Origin of the sequence: Nonomuraea sp. NPDC049714 (assembly GCF_044465295.1) — a bacterium.
Lineage (GTDB): Bacteria > Actinomycetota > Actinomycetes > Streptosporangiales > Streptosporangiaceae > Nonomuraea.
On sequence record NZ_JBITLM010000029.1, the window covers coordinates 1 to 19,237 of the forward strand.

Here is a 19,237-nt window from a genome sequence, read left to right on the forward strand (position 1 = left end):
AACGCCGACACGCGCTCAACAACGCCCACGACCTCGACTATGCTGCCGCGTAGTCACAAGCCCTGATGTGTCTATCGAACCGGGGCAACTCCACCTCCACCTTCACCCGCGACACCTACACCAGCGTCTATCCAGAGGTCGCCCGCGCCGCTGCCGAATCCACCGCCGCGCTCATCAGCACCGCAACGGCCAGCGGCCGGAAAGCACGTCTGATCAACCTGCCGGTCACGACCGGCGACACCACCATCTGAACCATCGAAGCCCAGGCGGGCCCGCTGACACGTCAGCGGGCCCGCCTTTTTGTCCGGGGTGTCACCTGCCGAGCGGATGGACCAGCGGAGCGTTTATCCGCTGGTCATGAGAGGGCCACTCGGCAGAACTGCCAGCTCGGGCGATGCTTGACCGTCAGCATGGTCATCATTGACCGACCAGCCCGCAGAGACGTTCTGGCTTGGTCTTCCGATGATCGTCTCGGAGGTCTGAGCTGACATTGCCGCTCTAAATGATCTACCGCGCTACACGGTCCGCACACAAGAGCAACCACCGAGCAACCAGCCATGATCAAAAACGAGATCCGAGGCCGGCGAGAACTGAGAAACCCCAGGTAGAACGCGGTATTGGTGAGTAGGGCGGGTGGGACTTGAACCCACGACCCACGGATTATGAGTCGGTTCGATTGGTGTCGCTCAGTGTCGTGCAGTGTTGGTTTGTGCCGCTGTGCCCAGGATTCTTCCCGTAGTCGTGTCGGCCTGTGCCGACGCGTGCCATGCTGTGGCGCCTGCACACGAGCAACCGCCGAGCAATCGTGCGTTCTTGACCATAGGCATCATGCGTCATTTGTCCAGGATTTTGCGCTGCTGCGTGCGGACAGGTTTTCGTAATAAGGCTCGAGTTTCACGGTAGGTCGAACGCCGTATGAGCAACTGTTGAGCAGCCGTCGGCCGGTGATTTGCGTCCGCGAGTGCGGATCATGTCGTCGGCCAGAGAACGGCCCGTTGATCAAGAGTTGGAGTTCGGAGTGGATCTGGCGCTGGAGAGCCGTTTCATGGGATCCGCGGCGTCCATTCCTCCTGGGCCAGGCCGCTCCCAAAACCTCCGCCTTTCCCCTCATGGGGCAGGCGTGCGGGCACTCCACTCCCAATGCGGAGTGCCCGTCGCAGATCGGTCTACCAGCGGCCGTGGGTGTGGAGCTGGCCGCGGACCGCGCCGTCGGGGAACTGGGCGGTGTGCAAGTTGGCGTACCAGTTTCCGGGGTTCCTTTTGATGTCCCTGAGCAGGCTGCTCTTGACGGCAACGGAGCCGAAGCTGGTGTTACCGCGGATGGTGCCCTTGGACAGCAGGTCGATGACGACAGGGCCGTTCACGCCTGCCTTGCCCTTGTGGATGTGGAAGGCGGTGGGCTTGCCGGTGTTCCTCCACTGAACGAAGTAGTAGAAGCGGTTGCCGTTGATACGGAACTTGGCAGCGGCGACGCCGTTCCGGTCGTTCACCTTCTTGCCCGGTTCTCGCACCTCGTTCCTGCCGAGGAGTCCGGCGGCGAAGTAGTACTTCTTGGTCGTGCTGGTGCTTGTCAGGTGGGCATGGCTGTGCATGGCAGGGGGCGCGACCGCCTTGGCGGGCTGGAATGCGGCGAGTGCGGGGGTGGCGATCACCGTGCCGGCGGCCATCACCGCGACCGCTCCCGCTGCCGCGCCCGCAATTGCGCGCCGCCACGCCGTTCGACTCTGCTCCACCTGCGTCAACTTCCTCATCGTGATCCTTCTTTCTTGACGTTTCCTGCGGCATTTCGGTCACCGAAGACAGTAGGGATGACGATAGTGGCTGTTCTGTGCAGAAATTAACTTTCGGCATGTGATGAATGCCACACGGAGTTTCGTATCGGTAGAATCGGCGGCGAATCAAGTGATGGTTCACTCGTCATCAACTAATGACATTCGACCTTCCCGCGTGCAGGTGACCGTTGCGGCGAGTTTGATGGATTTAGTCAATCGCGGAGTTCTGAGGAAGTCTCCTGGCCGACGCGGTCAACTTCCTGTCCAGTAATTATCAAGTACGCCTCGCCGAGAGGCCCGCGAAATGATGGAGCTGAAACCGAACTTTCCGCTTGATCGATGCATCTTGCCTGCGTCAGGTCTTACAGTGCGCGCGCATGCGTGTCCTGTGAGATGGCCCGAAGGTATCCAGCAGGGAAGATCATGCAGCAGGTGGAACGGCCATCAAGAAGCTCGCCGGGCTTCGCCGCCGCAACAAGCGACTACGTACACGGGTCGCCGTGTGAGCTCCGCAATGAACAACTCACCACAATGATCCGTCAGATGCATTCCGACTCGCACGGCAGCTACGGCTTACCGTGCGTCCACGCCCATTCAAAGCTCGAACTGGGTGAGGAGGTCAACGATGAGCACGCCGTACGGCATCGGCGCGATGCCGGCCTGCAGGGAGTCCATCGTCGCAAACCTGTTGATCAGGGCAGCAGGGAGCATCCCACCGAGGACGGGAAAGCATGAGGACCGGATCCTACGGTGTCTCCGTCACTCCGCCCGCGGAGGTGCCCGCTGAGGTCGGAGGTGAGCTCCGCGAGGGCGCCCGTGACCGGGTTCATGCCGGCGGCTCCCGCGCTCCGGTGATCACTAGCTCTGCCCGGCGGGACGCGCTGCTGCTCTGGTTCGGTTCACGCGTGGGGATCCTGGTGTCCACGCTTCTCGGAACGGCGCTCGGCCAGTACGTGGACAAGTGGCGCAAGTGGGATGTCGTGTTGTTCGCCACGATCGCCGAGCACGGCTACGACGGCGATCCCGGCCAACCCCATGACCCTGGGCTGCCCGCGTTCTTTCCCGGGCTGCCGCTCCTGATGCGCCTGATCCACCGCGCGGTTCCCGACTGGACGGCGGCCGGGATGCTGATCTCGCTGGCCGCCGGGGCGGTGGCCATGGTGGCGCTGGCCCGGCTGGCCGAGGCCGAGGGCGCTTCGGGCTGGATGGCGGTGCTGGCACTGCTGCTCTTTCCGACGGTGGTGTTCCTGACGGCGGGCTACAGCGAGTCGATCTTCCTGGCCTTCGCGATTCCCGCCTGGCTGGCCGCCCGGCACGGTCGCTGGCCACAAGCCGCCATGCTGGCCGCGGGAGCCTCCTGCATGCGCATTACGGGGTTGTTCCTGGCGCTCGCGCTCATCGTGGAGTTCTGCGTACGCCGCGAGTCGCCGCGGCGGGCGGGGTGGCTGGCGCTGCCGTTCGTTCCGCTGGCGGTTTACTCGGCCTACCACTACAGCAGGTCGGGCGACTGGCTGGCCTGGAAGCACGCGCAGGAGGCCGGCTGGGGTCGCAACTTCGCCTGGCCCTGGCGGGCATGGCAGACGTCCTGGCGCGAGGCCATGGGCACCGGCGACTTCTCGGTGGGCTTCAGGATGGAGATCGTCGGGGCGGTGGTGGCCGTCTGCGTGCTGGTCTGGCTGCTCGTGCTGCGCAGGTGGAGCGAGGCCGTCTACGTCGGGACGCAGGCCGCGGCCCTGCTGACATCGACGTACTACCTGTCGATCCCGCGCTCGCTGCTGCTCTACTTCCCGCTGTGGGTGCTGATCGCCAAGGTCGCGACCAGGAAGGCGTGGGTGATGGCGCTCTACGCCCTTATCCTTGGGCCGCTCATGCTGCTCCATACCGCCCTCTTCCTCAATGGGGACTGGGCGGGGTGACGGACGACCTCTGTAGTAACCCCCTCCTTGCTGTCGCGTGTCGGCGCAGGCGGCCAGGACGGTCATCAGGGCGGCGCCGCCCGCGCCCACGATGGCGGCGCGGCGGAAGGAGCCCGCCGCGGTATGCGTCAGTCCATCAACTCGGTGATGGTGAACGGCAGCGACCGCAGGCGTTTGCCGGTCGCGTGATGGATCGCGTTGCCGATGGCGGCGGCAACCCCGACCAGGCCGATCTCGCCGATCCCCTTGACGCCCACCGCGTTGTCCGAGTCCGGCTCGCCGACGAAGACGACATCCAGGTCGGGAACATCGGCATTCACCGGGACCAGATAGTCGGCCAGGGTCGCGTTGGAGATGCGTCCCGACCCCACGTCGGTGGTGATCCCCTCGAACAGTGCCTGTCCGATGCCACCGACCACACCGCCGATGATCTGACTCCGAGCCAGTTTCTCGTTCAGCACCTGGCCCGCGTCGACGGCGGACACCATCCGCTGCACCCGCAGACGGCCGAGCTGAGGATCGACCCGGACCTCCACGAAATGGGCGGCGAAAGCGCCGGCCGGGGCGATCGCATGCGTGGCTTCCACCAGCCGCCGACCGGCGCGTCCCATGCGGGAGACCGCGAAGGACCCGAGAAGCGCGCCGATCTCAGCACGCGAAGGCGCGCTGCTGCCCTCAACGGTGAGTTCGGAGCGGCCGCTCCGGGCAAGGATCGCGACGTAGGTCTCGCCGCGCGATGCGTCGTCCTCGCGGTGGATGCGACCGCCGGCCACGGCCACGTCGCGGGCGGAGCAACCGTGCAGGGGTGACGCGGGGTCCGCGCTCGCCGAGGCGAGCAGGGCTTCGATCGCGTTCACCGTGGCGTCGTGCACGGCATTGCTGAGCGCCGTCGCCAGACCTGATCCTCCGGCCTGCGGCGCACGGGGCAGGCCGGTGTCGCCGAGTTCGCACCGGATGTTCGCGGGATCCAGTCCGAGACCATCTGCCGCGACCTGGGTGATCACTGTGTAGGTGCCCTGACCGATGTCGGTGGCACCGCTGCGTACGAGCACGGTCCCGTCGTCGCGTACGGTGAGCGATGCCTGGCACTTCGCCTGGAAGTGGCTGTAGGTCACGCCGGCCATGCCGTACCCGACGAGCCACTGGCCGTCACGCATGGATCGCGGCTGCGGCGTTCGTCCGGCCCAGCCGAAGCGCTCGGCACCCTGCCGGTAGCACTCGTCGAGCGCCTTGCTCGACCATGCGAGGCCGGTCTGCGGGTGTACTTTCGCGTAGTTACGCATCCGCAGCTCGACCGGGTCCATCCCGATCGCGCAGGCGACCTCGTCCAGAGCCGTCTCCAACGCGAAGTTGCCCTCGGCCTCGCCCGGACCCCGCATGTGCGCCGGGGACGGGATGTCGAGCCGCACCTGGCGGTCGCGGCCTCGCACGTTGTCGCACCGATAGGTGGCCGGGGTGGTCAGGGTGACCGGGTACAGCACGTTGGCGACCTTGGCGGCGGTCGATGTCGCCTCGTGGTCGATCGCGGTGATGGTGCCATCGCGGCGCGCCCCGACGCGCATCCGCTGGATCGTCGCCGGACGGTGACCGATCCCCGTGAACATCTGCGGGCGGGTCAGGACCGTCTTGACCGGTCGGCCCACGGCGCGGGCGGCCATCGCGGTGAGGATCACGTGCTGCCACAGCCGTAGACCCGCGCCGAACCCGCCGCCGACGTACGGCGCCAGAACCTGGACCTTGTCCTTGGAGATGGAGAACACCTTGGCCAGGCTGTCCCTGATCAGGTAGGGGTTCTGCGTCGAGTCGTGAACGATGAGGTGCTCACCGTCCCAGCGGGCGACCGTGCTGAAGAGCCCGAGCGGATTGTGAGCGTTCGCCTGGGTGGTGAACGTCGCGTCGATCACGACGTCGGCCGCCGCCAGCGCGGACTCGGCGTCACCGCGCTTGGCGTCGAGGAAGTACGGGTTCGTCCGGCTTTTGAGCGCCGGGGCGTTCAGGCTCAGAGAAGCGCCGGCGGCTTCATGATCGACCCGGATCAAGGCCGCCGCCGCCGTCGCCTGCTGATGAGTCTCGGCGACGACCATGGCGACGTACTGCCCGTAGTGATGCACGGAGCCGTCCTGCAAGGGCACCGGAGGCGGCGGGGTGAGCAGATTCCAGGACGGCTTCTTCAAGCGCGGCACATTGTGGCGGGTGAAGACCGCGACGACGCCCGGAGCGGCCTCCGCCTGCGCGGTCTCGATCGAGGTGATGGTGCCGACCGCGAAAGTGCTGCGGACGAGTGCCGCGTGCAGGAGCCCGTCAGCGGTGACGTCCATCGTGTACGTGGCCGCGCCGGTGACCTTCGCCGGTCCGTCGACGCGATCCAGGCCGAGGCCGATGACCCGGGACTCGGGCGTCATGATGTCCCTCCGGAGACGGTGTTCAGCGCCCGCTCGATCGTGCGCCGGGCCAGTTCGACCTTGAAGGCCGTACCGGGCACGGTGAAGGTGTCGCGGATGGCGGCCGCCGCAGCGGCCCGGAACATCCCTGTGCCGGGACGTGCGCCTTGGAGAAGCTTCTCGGCGGCGTGTGCCCGCCAGGGAATGGTGCCGACGCCGCCCAGCCCCAGCCGGGCGTCATGGATGATGCCGTCGTGGATCTCCAGAACCGCGGCCACCGAGACGAGCGCGAATTCGTAGGATGCCCGGTCGCGGATCTTCAGGTACCCCGAGGCGGTTCCGGCCGCCGGTAACGGAATCTCGACCGCGGTGACGAGCTGCCCGTGTTCCAGGACGTTCTCCCGCTCAGGGGAATCGCCAGGAACGCAGTAGAACTCGGTCAGAGGCACCCGCCGAGTGCCCGTCGTGCCCTGAAGGTGGACGACAGCGTCGAGAGCGACCAGGGCGACGGCCAGATCCGAAGCGTGCAGGGCGATACAGGTTTCGCCGGCGCCCAGGATGGCGTGCATCCGAGCCGACTCGACGACGGCGGCACAACCGGTGCCGGGGCTGCGTTTGTTGCACGCCCCTACCGTCGGGTCGCGGAAGTACCGGCACCGGGCACGCTGCAACAGATTCCCGCCGATGGTGGCCATGTTGCGTAACTGCGTCGACGCACCCGCCAGCAGTGCCTCGCGCAGGACGGGCGCGCGCTCGGCCAGCACCGGCTCGGCGGCGAGCTCCTCCATCGTCGTCAGAGCGCCGACGGTGATGGTGCGGTTCGTGCGGATCACATCCCGCAGCGGCAGCCGGGTGACATCGACGACGCGCCGCGGGTGCAGAACCCCGTCCTTCATGAGGTCAATCAGCGTCGTGCCGCCGGCGAGGTAGGCGGCGTCGGGGTCGCCGGTCACGAGTTCGATGGCTTGCTCGACCCCTTCGGACCGGACGAATTCGAATTCACGCATCGTGATCTCGCCTGTCGGCGACGTCGCGGATCGCGGCGACGATGTTCGGATACGCTCCGCACCGGCAGAGGTTGCCGCTCATGAACTCGCGAATCTCGTCATCCGAGCCTGCCCGGCCCTCGTCCAGCAACGCCACCGCGGACATGATCTGACCGGAGGTGCAGAATCCGCATTGAAAGGCGTCGCGCCGGATGAACGCGGCCTGGACCGGATGCAGGTCGTCGCCGGCCAGAGCCTCGATGGTGGTGACCTGCCGGCCGTCACACTGTGCCGCCAGAGTCAGGCACGACAGGACCCGGCGTCCTTCCAGCAGTACCGTGCAGGCGCCGCACGCGCCTTGGTCACATCCCTTCTTCGTCCCGGTCAAGCCGATGACGTCACGCAAGGCATCGAGCAACGTCAGCCGGGCGTCGCACTCCAGTTTCCGTTCGATGCCGTTGACCTGGACCGCCGTACGAACCAGCGGCGGGTCGAAACTCATAAGCGTCGTAGGCATGGGCACAAACGCTAAGGCCCTGGACTGAACAAACTCTTGATCGTGCCGGCAGCCCGGTAATATCGGACCCGCGTACGTCGTGTACGAGCACACGTAGGTCCGGGGGCGATGGGATGGTCGATGGGCTCCTGCGCCTGGAGATTCTCGGCCCGCTCCGGATCTGGCGCGACGGCGTCGAGCTCGATCCTGGCCCCGGTCAGCAGGCCTTCCTTCTGGCCCTGCTCCTCGCTCGCGTAGGACGGCCGGTCAGCACGTCCGAGCTGATCGATCGGATTTGGGGCGACGAGGCTCCTGCCAGCGCGCTCAACGTCATCCACAAGTACGTCGGCGCCCTGCGCCGCCTGCTCGAACCCGGGCTACCCGCACGTGCCGCGGGCAGTTTCCTGCACCGCCGCGGAAACAGCTACCTGATCACCGCGAACGCGGAGACCCTCGATCTGGTCGCCTTCCGCGACCTCGTCTCCCGGGCGAAATCCGAGCATGACGAGAGGGCGCTCGGCCTTCTCGCCGAAGCGCTCGGTCGCTGGCACGGTCCGGCGGGCAGCGCTTTCGCTCACCGGACAGCCGCAGAGCCTGCCTTCGCCGCCCTCGACGCGGAGTTCTTCGACGTGTGTGTGACAGCGACCACCCTGGCCATGACTCTGGGGCAACCGGCGAAGGTCCTGCCTCCGCTACAGCTGGCCGCCTCGATGGCGCCACTGAACGAGCCCGTGCAGGCGAGTCTGGTCTCCGCACTCAGCGCTGCGGGGAACCAGGCGGAGGCCCTGGCCGTCGTCGCCGCGGTCCGCGCCCGCCTCGCCGACGACCTCGGTATCGACCCCGGCCCGGCGATGCGGGCGGCCCATCATCAGGCGCTGACGCGGAACGCGATGCCGGTCACCACTACCTATGGAGCCAAAGCCTGGGCGGGCACGAGCGGCGACCTGGTCGGCCGCGCCAAGGAGCTCGGGGCGCTCATGCAGGCCGTACGCCGGGCCGGCACCGGCGGCAGCGGGATCGGCGTCGTCGAGGGCGAGCCCGGCGCAGGCAAGACCCGCCTGCTGGAGGAGGTGACCGCCGAGGCGGAAAGGCGTGGCGCGCTCGCTGTCTGGGGTCGCTGCTTCGACGGGGACGGCACACCCTCGTTGTGGCCCTGGACGCAGGCGATCGGCGCCGTTGTCGAGAGCCTGCCCGCCGCCGTGCGGCAGAGGTTAACCGCGGGCGAACTCGGCCGGCTCGTCGGACCGCACGATGCCCCGGCCGCCGCGCCGGTCCTGCCGAACGCCGGTCTCCAGTTCCGGCTGTTCGAACAGGTCGTGACCGTCATCGGCGAGGCCGCCGCACGACGTCCCCTGCTGCTCGTGCTCGACGACCTGCAATGGGCCGACGCCGCGTCCCTCCGGCTGTTCACCCACGTCACGGCCCGGCTGCCGGCCAGGACCGTGATCCTCGGAGCGGCCCGCGACCGCGCGCCCGTCACCGGTACCGAGCTGTCGCGTGCACTCGCCGCGGCCGGCCGCGTACCTGGCCACTGGCGCATCCGGCTCGGCCCGCTCGATCCGATCGAGGCAGCCGAGCTCGTCCGGCACGAGACCGGGCAGGACCCCGCGCCCGCGGTCGTCCGCGGCATCCACGCGCGTGCGGTGGGCAACCCGTTCTACATCCGGGAGCTGTCCCGGATGCTCGCCGGCGGCGGTGCGCTGACCGGCGGGCTCACTGACGGGCTCACTGATGGGGCCGCCGCTCACCCGGCGGTGCCCGAGACCGTGAACGACGTCGTTCTCGACCGGATGTCCGGACTCGACACCGACGCCCGCGACCTGCTCCGGACCGCGGCTCTCATCGGCCGGAACGTCGACCTCGATCTTCTGGCCCGAGCCGCGGGGCTCGACGTGCAAGGCTGCCTCGAACTCCTGGCGCCGGTCGAGGCGCTCGGCATGATCGAGTCCGCGCCGGATGATCCGTACTCCGTGAGGTTCGCCCACGATCTCGTCCGCGAGTCCGTCGCAGGGAAGACGCCGCCCGCTCAGACCGGCCGGCTGCACCTGCGCATCGCGGAGGCGCTGGAGGGCACCGGCCCGGTTGGCGAGCTCGCCGCCGAACGCCTCGCCTTTCACCTGTGGGAGGCCGGCCCGCTGGCCGACCCCGCACGCACCACACGTGCGCTGGTCCGCGCCGGCGCCCGAGCGGCGTTCAAGTCCGCGTTCGAGGCCGCCGAGAGGCATCTGCTGTCGGCTGTCCGGGTCGCGCGTGCGGCGGGGCTGGCCGACTTGGAGCTGTCCGCGTTGTCGTCGGTCGCCACGGTCTTCTGGCGGCAGTCGATGTTCCAGGATCCGTTCCACCCCATGATGGAACGCGCTGAGAACCTGGCTCGTGGTCTCGGCCGGGAAGGGGACGCCGCCGACTTTCTCTTCATGCGTATGGTCGAGGCCTACAGCGCGGTCCGGCCGGACCGCGCCGAACTGGCACGCAGGCTGCATGAGCAGGGCACCGTCTCGCTCGACCCGATAGTCAAGGCGTACGGCTCGCAGGCCCGGGGCCAGCACCAATGGGAGGCCGGCGACATCGGCGAAGCCGTACGGCAGCTGAACGACGGCAACCGGATCATGTGGAGCGTCCCCGTCACCGGGGACAGTCCCCTCCGGACCGATCTGCGTCCGTTCGGGCCGCTGCTCGCGGCGGTGGTGGCCACGATCTCCGACGACCTGGGTGCGGCCCATGCCCTGCTCGACGGGGTGCGGGCGGCCGCCGGGGACGACCCGTACTCGATCGCCGTCTGGGCGCACTTCGCGGGCATGGCCGCGGCGATGGCCGGCGATCCGGGCTGGGCGCTGGCCGCGGCGCAGCCCTGGATCGCCGCGGACCCTGAGCACCTGCACTCCAACGTCGACCCGTACCTGCGCATCACCACCTGCTGGGCACGAGCCCTGACCGGCGACGATCCCGCGGGCGCCGCGGCCGAGGCCGATCGGATCCTGACCACGACCCTCGCCGACCCGCCACGGTTCGGACTGGCATTCCACGTGGGGCTCATCGCCGACATGTTGTTGTCGGCCCGGATGCCGGACGAGGCGGCAGCCGCCCTCGACCGCGCCGACCGGTATCTCGCTGATCACGGCCAGCGCTACGCGGAGGGCCTGCTCCTCCTGCTGCGGGCGCGGCAGTTGTGGGCGCACGGCGAGCCGGCCTCGGTCGTCCGCGAGATCGGTGAGAGGGCGGTGGCACTGTCCAGCGAACGAGGGGCGCATCTGTTCGCGCGGCGTGCCGAGAAGTTCCTCGCCGAGATCGCACACACCACGAATCCACTGAATAGGAAGTCGCCGCACGTAGGTTGCTGACGCCAGAAAGATGATCTTTGGAGGTCGTGTCAGTGACCAGTGAGACCCTTGACGCCGTCGGCGCCACGAGCAGCGGGACCGAGCGATTCGGCCACTGGATCGGCGGACGGGAGGTCGCCCCGGCCGGTGGCGTCTACCGGCCGACGACCAGTCCCGTCGATCGCAGCGTCTCCTTCGAGATCGCCGACGGCGACGGGCGTGACGTCGATGCCGCCGCGGCCGCCGCATCGGCGGCTCGTCATGCCTGGGCCGTGACGAGCACTGCGGAACGTTCCGAACTGCTCCACGCGGTCGGTACGGCCGTCCGCGAGAACCTCGACGAACTCGTCGAGGCGGAGATCGCAGAAACGGGCAAGCTGATCGCCCACGCCCGAGCCGAGATGCTCTCCTGCGCGGACTACTTCGAGTACTACGCGGCCGTGGTACGCACCCTGCACGGCCAGACCATCGACCAAGGACCAGGACAGCACACCTACACCCGGCACGAACCGTTCGGCGTGGTCGGCATCATCGCCCCGTGGAACGGGCCGCTGAACCAGGCCTCCCGCGGCATCGCTCCGGCACTGGCCGCCGGCAACACGGTCATACTCAAGCCCTCCGAATTCACCTCGGCCGCGACCCTCAGGTTCGCCCGCCTGGCCTCGGCGGCCGGCCTTCCGCACGGCGTGCTCAACGTCGTCACGGGCACCGGCCCGGCCGCCGGAGCGGCGCTGGTACGCCACGACGCCGTCCGCAAGGTGACCTTCACCGGCTCGGTCCCGACCGGCCAGGTCATCGCCGGGATCGCCGCCGAACGCATCATCCCCCTGACCCTCGAACTCGGCGGCAAGTCCCCGCTGGTGGTGTTCGCGGACGCGGACCTGGACCGCGCCGCCCGCGCCGCCGCCGCGACAGCCCTGATGAACTCCGGGCAGGTCTGCTCGGCGACCACCCGGCTGATCGTCGAACGCTCCGCCCAGGACGCGCTGCTCGGCCGCGTCAGCGCCATCCTCGAACGGACGCAGCCCGGCGTGGACTTCGGCCCCATCATCACCGAACCACAGTTCGACAAGGTCCTCGGCTTCTTCGAGTCCGCCGCCGAAGCAGGCGCCACCGCCCTGACCGGCGGCACCTGCTACCACCAGGGACCGGCCGCCCAGGGACGCTACGTCGCACCCACCGTGTACAAGGACGTCACGCCGGCCATGCGCATCGCGCGCGAGGAGATCTTCGGACCGGTGCTCGTGTCCCTCCCGTTCGATGACTTCGACGAGGCCATCACGCTGGCCAACGACACCGAGTACGGACTCGCCGCAGCCGTGTGGACCGGCGACGCCTCCCGGGGCCTGCGCGCGGCACACCTGATCGAGGCGGGTCAGGTCTCGGTGAACGGTGGCGTCATGACCCAGGAGACCCCCTTCGGGGGATACAAGCGCAGCGGGTACGGCCGGGAGAAAGGCGCCGCCGCCATCTACGAATACACCCAGGTCAAGACCGTGAGCCTCGACCTCGGCCCCTTCTGAACCGGGCTGTCAGTCCTTCTCCACAACCCCGCACTACGTTCGTGCCATGAACGAGCTGAATGCCCTTGAGGGCTGGAGTTTCCCCGTCCACGCGAGCCGGGGCGGGGACGCCCGCGGCCGGTCCATCGCGGACCAGGCCGAGCGGATGGTCGAGTGGCTGAACAAGGTGGTCGGGGAGTTCAAGATCCCCACTCTGTACGTCGTGGGCGCCGACGACTGGGCTGCCGTGGCGGCGTTCCCCTTGTACGGAATGCCGCACGCGGAACCGGATCGCATCGTCGTCGGGCAGGAACCGGCGCCATTCTGGAACGTGGTGCTCGACTCGGTCGCGCCGGTCCTCTCCGACCACGACCGGGCCGAGCTGTGTCGCGTCTACGGCGACCCGGTGACGCTCAGCGGCTTCGCGGACCTGCTGGTGTCCCACGAGATCGGGCACTACCTGCACCCGTGGGGCGAGCCGGCGAATCCGGCGACGTTCTGGCTCCGGGAAATGCTCGCCAACCTGGCGCTGCAGGGGTACGTCAGTGAGGTCGAGCCCGAACTCGAGGAGGCGCTGCTCACCGTCGTCTGGATCGTCTGGGGCGGGTCCCGGCAGTGGCCGCTGTACGAACTGGAGGACATGTTCCGGGCGCCCGAGCTGGACGGGAGCAACTACGTCTGGTTCGAGTTCGGGCTTCAGACGCTCACCAAGCGGCTGTGGGCGAACGCGGAGGCCACCGCGCTGCGACGTCTGATCGACCTGCTGAACGGACCGCCGCTGACCCATGACGAGGCGATCGACGCGATCCACGCGATCGACCCCGGTGTCGCCGCGGACCTGCGGCGGTGGCCGCGCTTCCCCGCGGTCTGAACCGGTGGCGCGGACGCCGGATCAGCGGTGCCTGGCCTTACGGCCGAGCCGGAGAGCGGAGACCAGGAAGAAGACGCCGCCGAGAAGGGCGTAGACGGCCAGGTTGGTCAGCGACGCGCCCTCGCCACCGGCCCGTAGCACAAAGGACGCACCGGCGAGCATGGAAATCGTGCCGCTGATGATCATCGGCCACTGTCCGTTCAGATGGCGGCGGCCGATGCCGACGATGAGCTGGACGAGCCCCGACACGACGGCCCAGGCGCCCCACACCCGCAGGACCGCCGGGATGCCGGAGGTGACGGCGAAGACCAGGCCGACGCCGGCGAGCGTGCTGACGGCGATGTTCACGTACAGGACGGCGGGCGAACCGGTCGCCCTGGACGACCGGGCGTCGATGACGGCGGCGGCCACATCGAACAGGGGGTAGATCACGAGCAGCGTGGAACTGACCGGGCCGAGATCCGACGCGGTCAGGAACAGCAGGACCGCCCAGACGAGGGCGAATCCGAAGCGCGCGAGGTAGAGGCGCCTCAGCACAGGCCCGAGGCCGGGCGCGGCCGAAGTGTCAACGGCGTTCAAGGGGTTCCCTTCATCAGGACTGGAAGTCGGGGCGCTGGAGACGTAGGCGTAGCACCGTGCCGGCGAGCGCGAACAGACGCTTCCAGGTCGGGTCGATCGTGTAGCGGGTGAAGCGGGCCGACAGGTCGAGCCAGCCCTGCTTACGGTCGTTGATCAGATGACCCGGTGAGGTGAACCCGCTGACGACGATGGACTTGTCGACGTTCTCGTAGCCCAGGACGTTGCCGAAATTGCCGTGACCGGAGACGAGTTCCTGCCCTTCCTCGTTGCCACCCCAGGTCAGATAGGGGTTCGTCCAGACCGTCGGTGGCATCGTGTTGACGCCGACCGCGCCGTAGCGCAGTTGCGTGACCGCGCGGTCGACGGTCGGGGCGTGGGCCTTCCTGGTGTCCTCGTCGACCAGGACGGTCACGGCGAGAGTGCCGAGCAGGGTTTCGTTGCAGAAGGCGACCGCGGCGGGCGTGAACGTCTCGGCGTCGGGCGCCACGTCGAGCGCGACCTCGGACATGACCTGGCAGAACGCCTCGTGGTGGACGGCGAACCCGTCCTGGTCCACGTCTTCGATCACCAGGACCCGCGATGCGGGCGCGTGGTCCCGCGACTCGATGATCCGCGCGTCCGGGTAGGCGTTCTGGAAGGTGGCGAAGGTCTTGTCCACCCCGGGGTAGTAGGTGGTGGTCGCCGGAGTCTGGTCCCGCAGGGCGAGCGTGACGGCGTCGAGGAACTCACGCCGCTGCGGCCAGTGCCGGCTGGTCACCAGCGTCTGAACGCGCCCGCAGACGGAACCGCCGTTGATCTTGACCATGGTGGCGATCTGGAGTGCCTGGTGACGGATCTCGCTCGCGGTCCACCTGCGGTCGCCCGGGACGATGACGCACGGGTTGTTGCCGCCGCATTCGGAGACCAGCTCCGTGTCGGTCGCAGCCATGATCGCCTTGGCCGAGGGCGCCCCGCCGGTGAAGTAGATCTTCGTCAGGCGAGGGTCGCGGGTCAGCGCGGGCCCCTCCTCGACGTCGCAGAAGGCCAGCGCGTGCGCGTCGACGAGGGGCTGGAGGACCTTCTCCCAGACCAGATCGGCGCCGACGTTGAGGGGATGGGGTTTGTGGACGACGGCACAGCTGTCCACGAAGAGGGCGTTGATCATCTCAAGTGAGGACGCGAAGTTGCCCGCGCCGAGCACGGCGACGATGCCGCCGGGCTTCTGGTAGGGATCGGTCCTGCGCGGTTCACCGATGACGCGCAGGATGTCCGCCCGGTCCCCGTTGAGGAGACGGTCCCTGCCCCGGGGCCCGACCCGGATGTCGAAGCGGCCGTCGCCGGCCGGACGCACCGCGAGCGGCTGGAGCGGCCGCCCCTTGACCAGGCCCTCGTACAGGGCGATGGCGGCCGACACGTTGGCGGCCACCGGTACCACGGTGGCCTGAACGCTCGTGCCCACCTGGTGAGCGTTGGCCGCCACGCTGCGGTCGATGCCCTTCGCCTCGCAGTCGGCGCTCACCAGCTCGTCGAAATACCGGTCGATGCCGCGCCGGATCTGCTTGAGCAGATTCAGCCGAACTGTGGCCGGAGTGGCTTTCCACCGGCCGGGGTCCACCCAATCGACGGCTTCTGCGGCTTTCATTGTCTCCCCTTCGATCCATCGCTCCTCAACGGCATCAACCTAGGGAGCACCAGTGGAGGAACTATGAACGGATCGTGGATCTGTTCTCACTTCCGCTGAGCTGCCGTTACGACCAGGAGCAGGTCGTACGGGGATCGCGGACGCCGGGAAAGTCCTCGATGCGGCGGGCGCCGTCGCGCAGTTCCGCGAGCAGGGTGGCCGGCGACAGGCGCGGGCGGGCGATGAGCCGCGCGGCGAGAACCGCGAGGGCCAGCGGCAACCGGCCGCACAGCTCGATGATCTCGTCCATGATCTCCGGATCGGCGGACTCGGCTCCGGCCCCGTCCGGCAGTTCGGCCAGGCGGCGGGCGAGCAGCGCCCGGGCCGACGACAGGTCGGGCACGTCGACCCGTACCAGGTGAGCGCCGTCGAACGCGGCCAGCGCGGTGAGCGGCCGGCGACTGGTGATCAGGACCAGGCTGCCGGCCGAGTTGGGCAGCAGCGGCCGGACCTGCTCCGAGTCGCGAACGTTGTCCAGCAGGATGAGGAACCGCCGACCGGCGGTCAGGCTGCGGTAGGTGCCGATCCGCGCGTCGCAGGTGTCCGGGATGTTCGACGCGGGAACGCCCAGCGCGTACAGCAGCGAAGGCAGCGCGTCGCGGGCCGGGAGGCCCGCCTCCCGGTCCTGATCCCCCTGAAGGTCGAGATAGAGCTGCCCGTCGGCGAACTCGGCGGCGACCAGGTGCGCGAGACGCGTCGCCAGCGTCGATTTGCCGACGCCACCCATACCGTCCATCGCCACCACCAGCGGGCTGCTCCGCCGCTCGTCGCGCATACCCGCGACCAGGCCGCGCAGGACGTCCAGTTCGGCCTCGCGGCCTGCGAACAACGGCAGATCCGGCGGCAGCTGAGCTGGGCGCACCAGCGGAACAGCTGCCGTTCTTCCCGCCTCCAGCAGCGGCGGATTCTCCCCGGCGGGTGCCACCGTCTGGTTCAGCACCCGCCGATGGGCCTCCTGGAGATCGTGGCCCGGGTCGATGCCCAAGTCCTCGGCCAGGCGGTGCCGGATCGTCCGATACACCGCCAGCGCTTCGGCCTGGTGCCCGGCCGCGGCCAGGGCGGTCATCAGGCTCGCGTGCACGGGCTCGTTGAGCGGCCCCATCTTCATCGCGAGCCGCAGCGGCGCGAGCACGGGGGAGGGCCGGCGAACACGGGTGGCGATCTCCGCGGCGGCCGCGGCCGCCGCGTAGAACTCGCCGTCGACGGTCGCGAAGGTCGCCATGGCGGCGGCGCTTTCCGACAGGCCCTCGCCCGCGTGGCCGTGGCACAGCAGAAGGGCGTCGGCGTAACGGTCGAGCGCCTGCTCCACATCGCCCGCGGCGGCGCTCGCCCGCCCGGCGGCGACGCGCTGACGGAACGCGATCAGGTCGAGGGTCTCCGGGCCGGCCAGGAAACGGTAGCCGTTGCCCTGCCGGACGAGGTAACTGCCCGTGGCCCTGGCACGCAGGCCCGGTTCGAGCAGCCGGCGCAGAGCGCCTACGTACTTGTGGATGACATTGACCGCGCTGGGCGGCGCCTTTGGACCCCAGATGAGATCGATCAGGTCGGTCATGGCGATCGGCCGGCCCCCACGGGCCAGGAGCAGGGCCAGCAGGCATCGTTGCTGACGTGGACCCGCGTCGAGTTCGGTGTCCCCACGCCAGACCCGCAGCGGGCCCATCACCTGAAGGCGCAGCGTCTGAGGGCCGCCCGGCCCCGGATCGCCGTCGGTCACAAATCGTCCTTCTCCTCGATGCCAGAACTCCGGCAACCGTAATGAGATGAACTTGAAGAAGTGTGGACGATCACTGAACCGGCACGCCCGGCCGGCAGGCTCCGGCCGGGCGCGGGCACCTCGCTGGGATCAGGCGGTTTCGGTGATCGGGCGGTCCACCCACGACATCATGGCGCGCAGCTCCTTTCCGGTCACCTCGATCGGGTGGGCGGCCCCCTCCTCGCGGTACTTGGCGAGCGCCGGCCCGCCGGCGTCGTCGTCAGCGATGAGCAGCTTGGTGAAGGCGCCTGACTGGATCTCCGAGAGGATCTTCTTCATCTCCTCCTTGACCCGGCCGTCGATCACGCGCGGGCCGCTGACGTAGTCGCCGAACTCGGCGGTGTCCGAGATGCTGTAGCGCATCCGGGAGATGCCGCCCTCGTACATCAGGTCCACGATCAGCTTGAGCTCGTGCAGGCACTCGAAGTACGCGATCTCCGGGGTGTACCCGGCCTCGGTGAGCACCTCGAACCCGGTCTGCACCAGCGCGGACACGCCGCCCGCCAGCACCGCCTGCTCACCGAAGAGATCGGTCTCGGTCTCCTCGGTGAACGACGTCCGGATGGCGCCGGCGCGCGTGCCGCCGATCGCCTTCGCGTACGACAGCGCGAGCGCCAGGCCCTCGCCGGTCGGGTCCTGCTCCACGGCCACCAGACACGGCACGCCCTTGCCGTCCACGTACTGGCGGCGGACCAGGTGACCGGGACCTTTCGGCGCCACCATCGCCACGGTCACGCCGGCCGGCGGCTTGATCAGCTCGAACCTGATGTTCAGCCCGTGCCCGAAGAACAGCGCCTTGCCGGCGGTCAGGTTCGGGGCGATCGACTCGGTGTAGATCGTGCGCTGAGCGGTGTCCGGCGCCAGCACCATGATCACGTCGGCCCACGCCGACGCCTCGGCCGGCGTCCGCACCCTCAGGCCTTGTTCCTCGGCCTTGGCCCGGCTCTTGGAGCCCTCTTTCAGGCCGACCACCACCTCGACGCTGGAGTCGCGCAGCGACAGTGCGTGCGCGTGGCCCTGGCTGCCGTACCCGATCACCGCGACCTTGCGCCCCTGGATGATGGACAGGTCGGCATCGTCGTCGTAGAAAGCTTGCGCGGACATGGGTTCCTCTCGATCTTTTTCTCGGTTGACTTGCCTACGCGCCGAAGGCGAAGAGGCGATAGTGGGAAACGGTCTCGAATCCGATCCGCCGGTACACCGGCCTGCCCTCGCTGCTTGACTGCAAGGTGGCGATGCGTTTGCCGGAGTTCCGGGCGATCCGCAGCGCGTCGAGGGTCAGGGCGGTGGCGATGCCACGCCGGCGGAGATCGGGGGTGGTGGCGATGCAGTAGAGAGCGGCGACGTCGGTACCGAGCGACAGCGTGCAGGTGCCGACGATGCGGCCGTCGATGACCGCGGCCCGGCGGATCACGTCGAGGTCCCCGAATCCGAGCTCGCGCTCTGTGACCAGATCGAGGTCGGTCACGATGCCCATCGGTGCGGCGAACGTGGCGACGTACTCGGCCATCTCCGCGGCCTCGGTGATCGTGCGGAACCTCAGGTCGCTGCCCGGCGCTTCGTACATCGCGGTGCCATCAAGGTCCAGCGCCATGATCGGCAGGGTCATGATCTCCTCGGCGCCCCGCGCCATGAGCCCCTCCGCGGTGCCCTCGGCGCTGTCCGCGCCGACCCACCAGGCCCACACCGAGCCGTCAAGCCGCTGCCGCGCTTCGGTCACCGCGTCGTCGAGCGGCACGTCGCGGACCCGTAGGACCCCGTTCATCAGAAGATGTGCGATACCCGTGCGGTAGATCGGCAGGCCGGCACCGGGATCGTCGGCATTCCCCGCACCCGCCAGGCCGGTCCAGTACCGGCGATTCGCTGCGAGCTGTGGCTGCAGCTCGCGGATGGAGAGTGACTTCAGCATGGTCGCGACGCTAACGGTGCGTAGTTGAGACTTTCTTCCTTCCACCTGAACCCGGTTTTGGCATCCCGGATCCGGACTGCGTACCCTGCCTACGA

Annotated in this window: 14 protein-coding genes; 5 read left to right on the forward strand and 9 right to left on the reverse strand. The window is 68.6% G+C overall.

The annotated features are described in order from the left end of the window. The first annotated feature begins 65 nt into the window (after positions 1 to 65). Positions 66 to 251, forward strand: coding sequence for a hypothetical protein (locus ACIBQX_RS50240; RefSeq protein WP_397017802.1), 186 nt, complete (start codon positions 66 to 68; stop codon positions 249 to 251). Positions 252 to 1,166: 915 nt separating this feature from the next. Here ACIBQX_RS50240 and ACIBQX_RS50245 read toward each other — a convergent pair. Continuing rightward, positions 1,167 to 1,751 carry a CHRD domain-containing protein gene (locus tag ACIBQX_RS50245; protein WP_397017803.1) on the reverse strand — a complete coding sequence of 195 codons (585 nt, stop codon included), beginning with the start codon at positions 1,749 to 1,751 and terminating at the stop codon, positions 1,167 to 1,169. 752 nt (positions 1,752 to 2,503) lie between these two features. On the opposite strand from ACIBQX_RS50245, the gene ACIBQX_RS50250 reads away from it, so the two are divergent. Beyond that, positions 2,504 to 3,688 carry a mannosyltransferase family protein gene (locus ACIBQX_RS50250; protein ID WP_397017804.1) on the forward strand — a complete coding sequence of 395 codons (1,185 nt, stop codon included), beginning with the start codon at positions 2,504 to 2,506 and terminating at the stop codon, positions 3,686 to 3,688. 128 nt (positions 3,689 to 3,816) lie between these two features. Here the strand turns inward: ACIBQX_RS50250 and ACIBQX_RS50255 are convergent, their stop codons facing one another. Genes ACIBQX_RS50255 through ACIBQX_RS50265 form a run of 3 tightly spaced genes read right to left on the reverse strand, consistent with a single transcriptional unit; the run spans position 3,817 to position 7,557 of the window. After that, positions 3,817 to 6,090 (reverse strand): xanthine dehydrogenase family protein molybdopterin-binding subunit, encoded by a 2,274-nt coding sequence (locus ACIBQX_RS50255; protein WP_397017805.1) that lies wholly within the window; start codon positions 6,088 to 6,090, stop codon positions 3,817 to 3,819. Beyond that, positions 6,087 to 7,076: an FAD binding domain-containing protein gene (locus ACIBQX_RS50260; protein ID WP_397017806.1), complete on the reverse strand. Its 990-nt coding sequence runs from the start codon at positions 7,074 to 7,076 to the stop codon at positions 6,087 to 6,089. Before ACIBQX_RS50260 ends, ACIBQX_RS50255 begins: the two co-directional genes overlap by 4 nt. Continuing rightward, the gene (locus ACIBQX_RS50265; protein ID WP_397017807.1) at positions 7,069 to 7,557 is read right to left on the reverse strand and encodes a (2Fe-2S)-binding protein; all 489 of its coding nucleotides are present in this window, start codon (positions 7,555 to 7,557) and stop codon (positions 7,069 to 7,071) included. The genes ACIBQX_RS50260 and ACIBQX_RS50265 overlap by 8 nt, the downstream gene beginning before the upstream one ends. 128 nt (positions 7,558 to 7,685) lie before the next feature. Here ACIBQX_RS50265 and ACIBQX_RS50270 point away from each other — a divergent pair, with 128 nt between their 5' ends. Genes ACIBQX_RS50270 through ACIBQX_RS50280 form a run of 3 tightly spaced genes read left to right on the forward strand, consistent with a single transcriptional unit; the run spans position 7,686 to position 13,241 of the window. Then, positions 7,686 to 10,889, forward strand: coding sequence for an ATP-binding protein (locus ACIBQX_RS50270; protein WP_397017808.1), 3,204 nt, complete (start codon positions 7,686 to 7,688; stop codon positions 10,887 to 10,889). A 32-nt stretch (positions 10,890 to 10,921) separates the two neighbouring features. After that, positions 10,922 to 12,391 (forward strand): aldehyde dehydrogenase family protein, encoded by a 1,470-nt coding sequence (locus tag ACIBQX_RS50275; protein WP_397017809.1) that lies wholly within the window; start codon positions 10,922 to 10,924, stop codon positions 12,389 to 12,391. 46 nt (positions 12,392 to 12,437) lie between these two features. Next, a complete protein-coding gene (locus tag ACIBQX_RS50280; RefSeq protein WP_397017810.1) occupies positions 12,438 to 13,241 on the forward strand; it encodes a hypothetical protein in 804 nt (267 codons plus the stop codon). Positions 13,242 to 13,262: 21 nt separating this feature from the next. Here the strand turns inward: ACIBQX_RS50280 and ACIBQX_RS50285 are convergent, their stop codons facing one another. From ACIBQX_RS50285 to ACIBQX_RS50305, 5 genes are all read right to left on the reverse strand, one after another. Next, complete coding sequence (locus ACIBQX_RS50285) at positions 13,263 to 13,820, reverse strand: hypothetical protein (RefSeq protein WP_397017811.1); 558 nt, start codon at positions 13,818 to 13,820, stop codon at positions 13,263 to 13,265. A 13-nt stretch (positions 13,821 to 13,833) separates the two neighbouring features. Continuing rightward, positions 13,834 to 15,441, reverse strand: coding sequence for an aldehyde dehydrogenase family protein (locus tag ACIBQX_RS50290; RefSeq protein ID WP_397017812.1), 1,608 nt, complete (start codon positions 15,439 to 15,441; stop codon positions 13,834 to 13,836). A 106-nt stretch (positions 15,442 to 15,547) separates the two neighbouring features. Then, the gene (locus ACIBQX_RS50295) at positions 15,548 to 17,194 is read right to left on the reverse strand and encodes a BTAD domain-containing putative transcriptional regulator (protein ID WP_397017813.1); all 1,647 of its coding nucleotides are present in this window, start codon (positions 17,192 to 17,194) and stop codon (positions 15,548 to 15,550) included. Positions 17,195 to 17,323: 129 nt separating this feature from the next. Continuing rightward, a complete protein-coding gene (ilvC, locus tag ACIBQX_RS50300; RefSeq protein ID WP_397017814.1) occupies positions 17,324 to 18,337 on the reverse strand; it encodes a ketol-acid reductoisomerase in 1,014 nt (337 codons plus the stop codon). A 34-nt stretch (positions 18,338 to 18,371) separates the two neighbouring features. After that, a complete protein-coding gene (locus ACIBQX_RS50305; protein ID WP_397017815.1) occupies positions 18,372 to 19,142 on the reverse strand; it encodes a GNAT family N-acetyltransferase in 771 nt (256 codons plus the stop codon). Positions 19,143 to 19,237 lie beyond the last annotated feature (95 nt).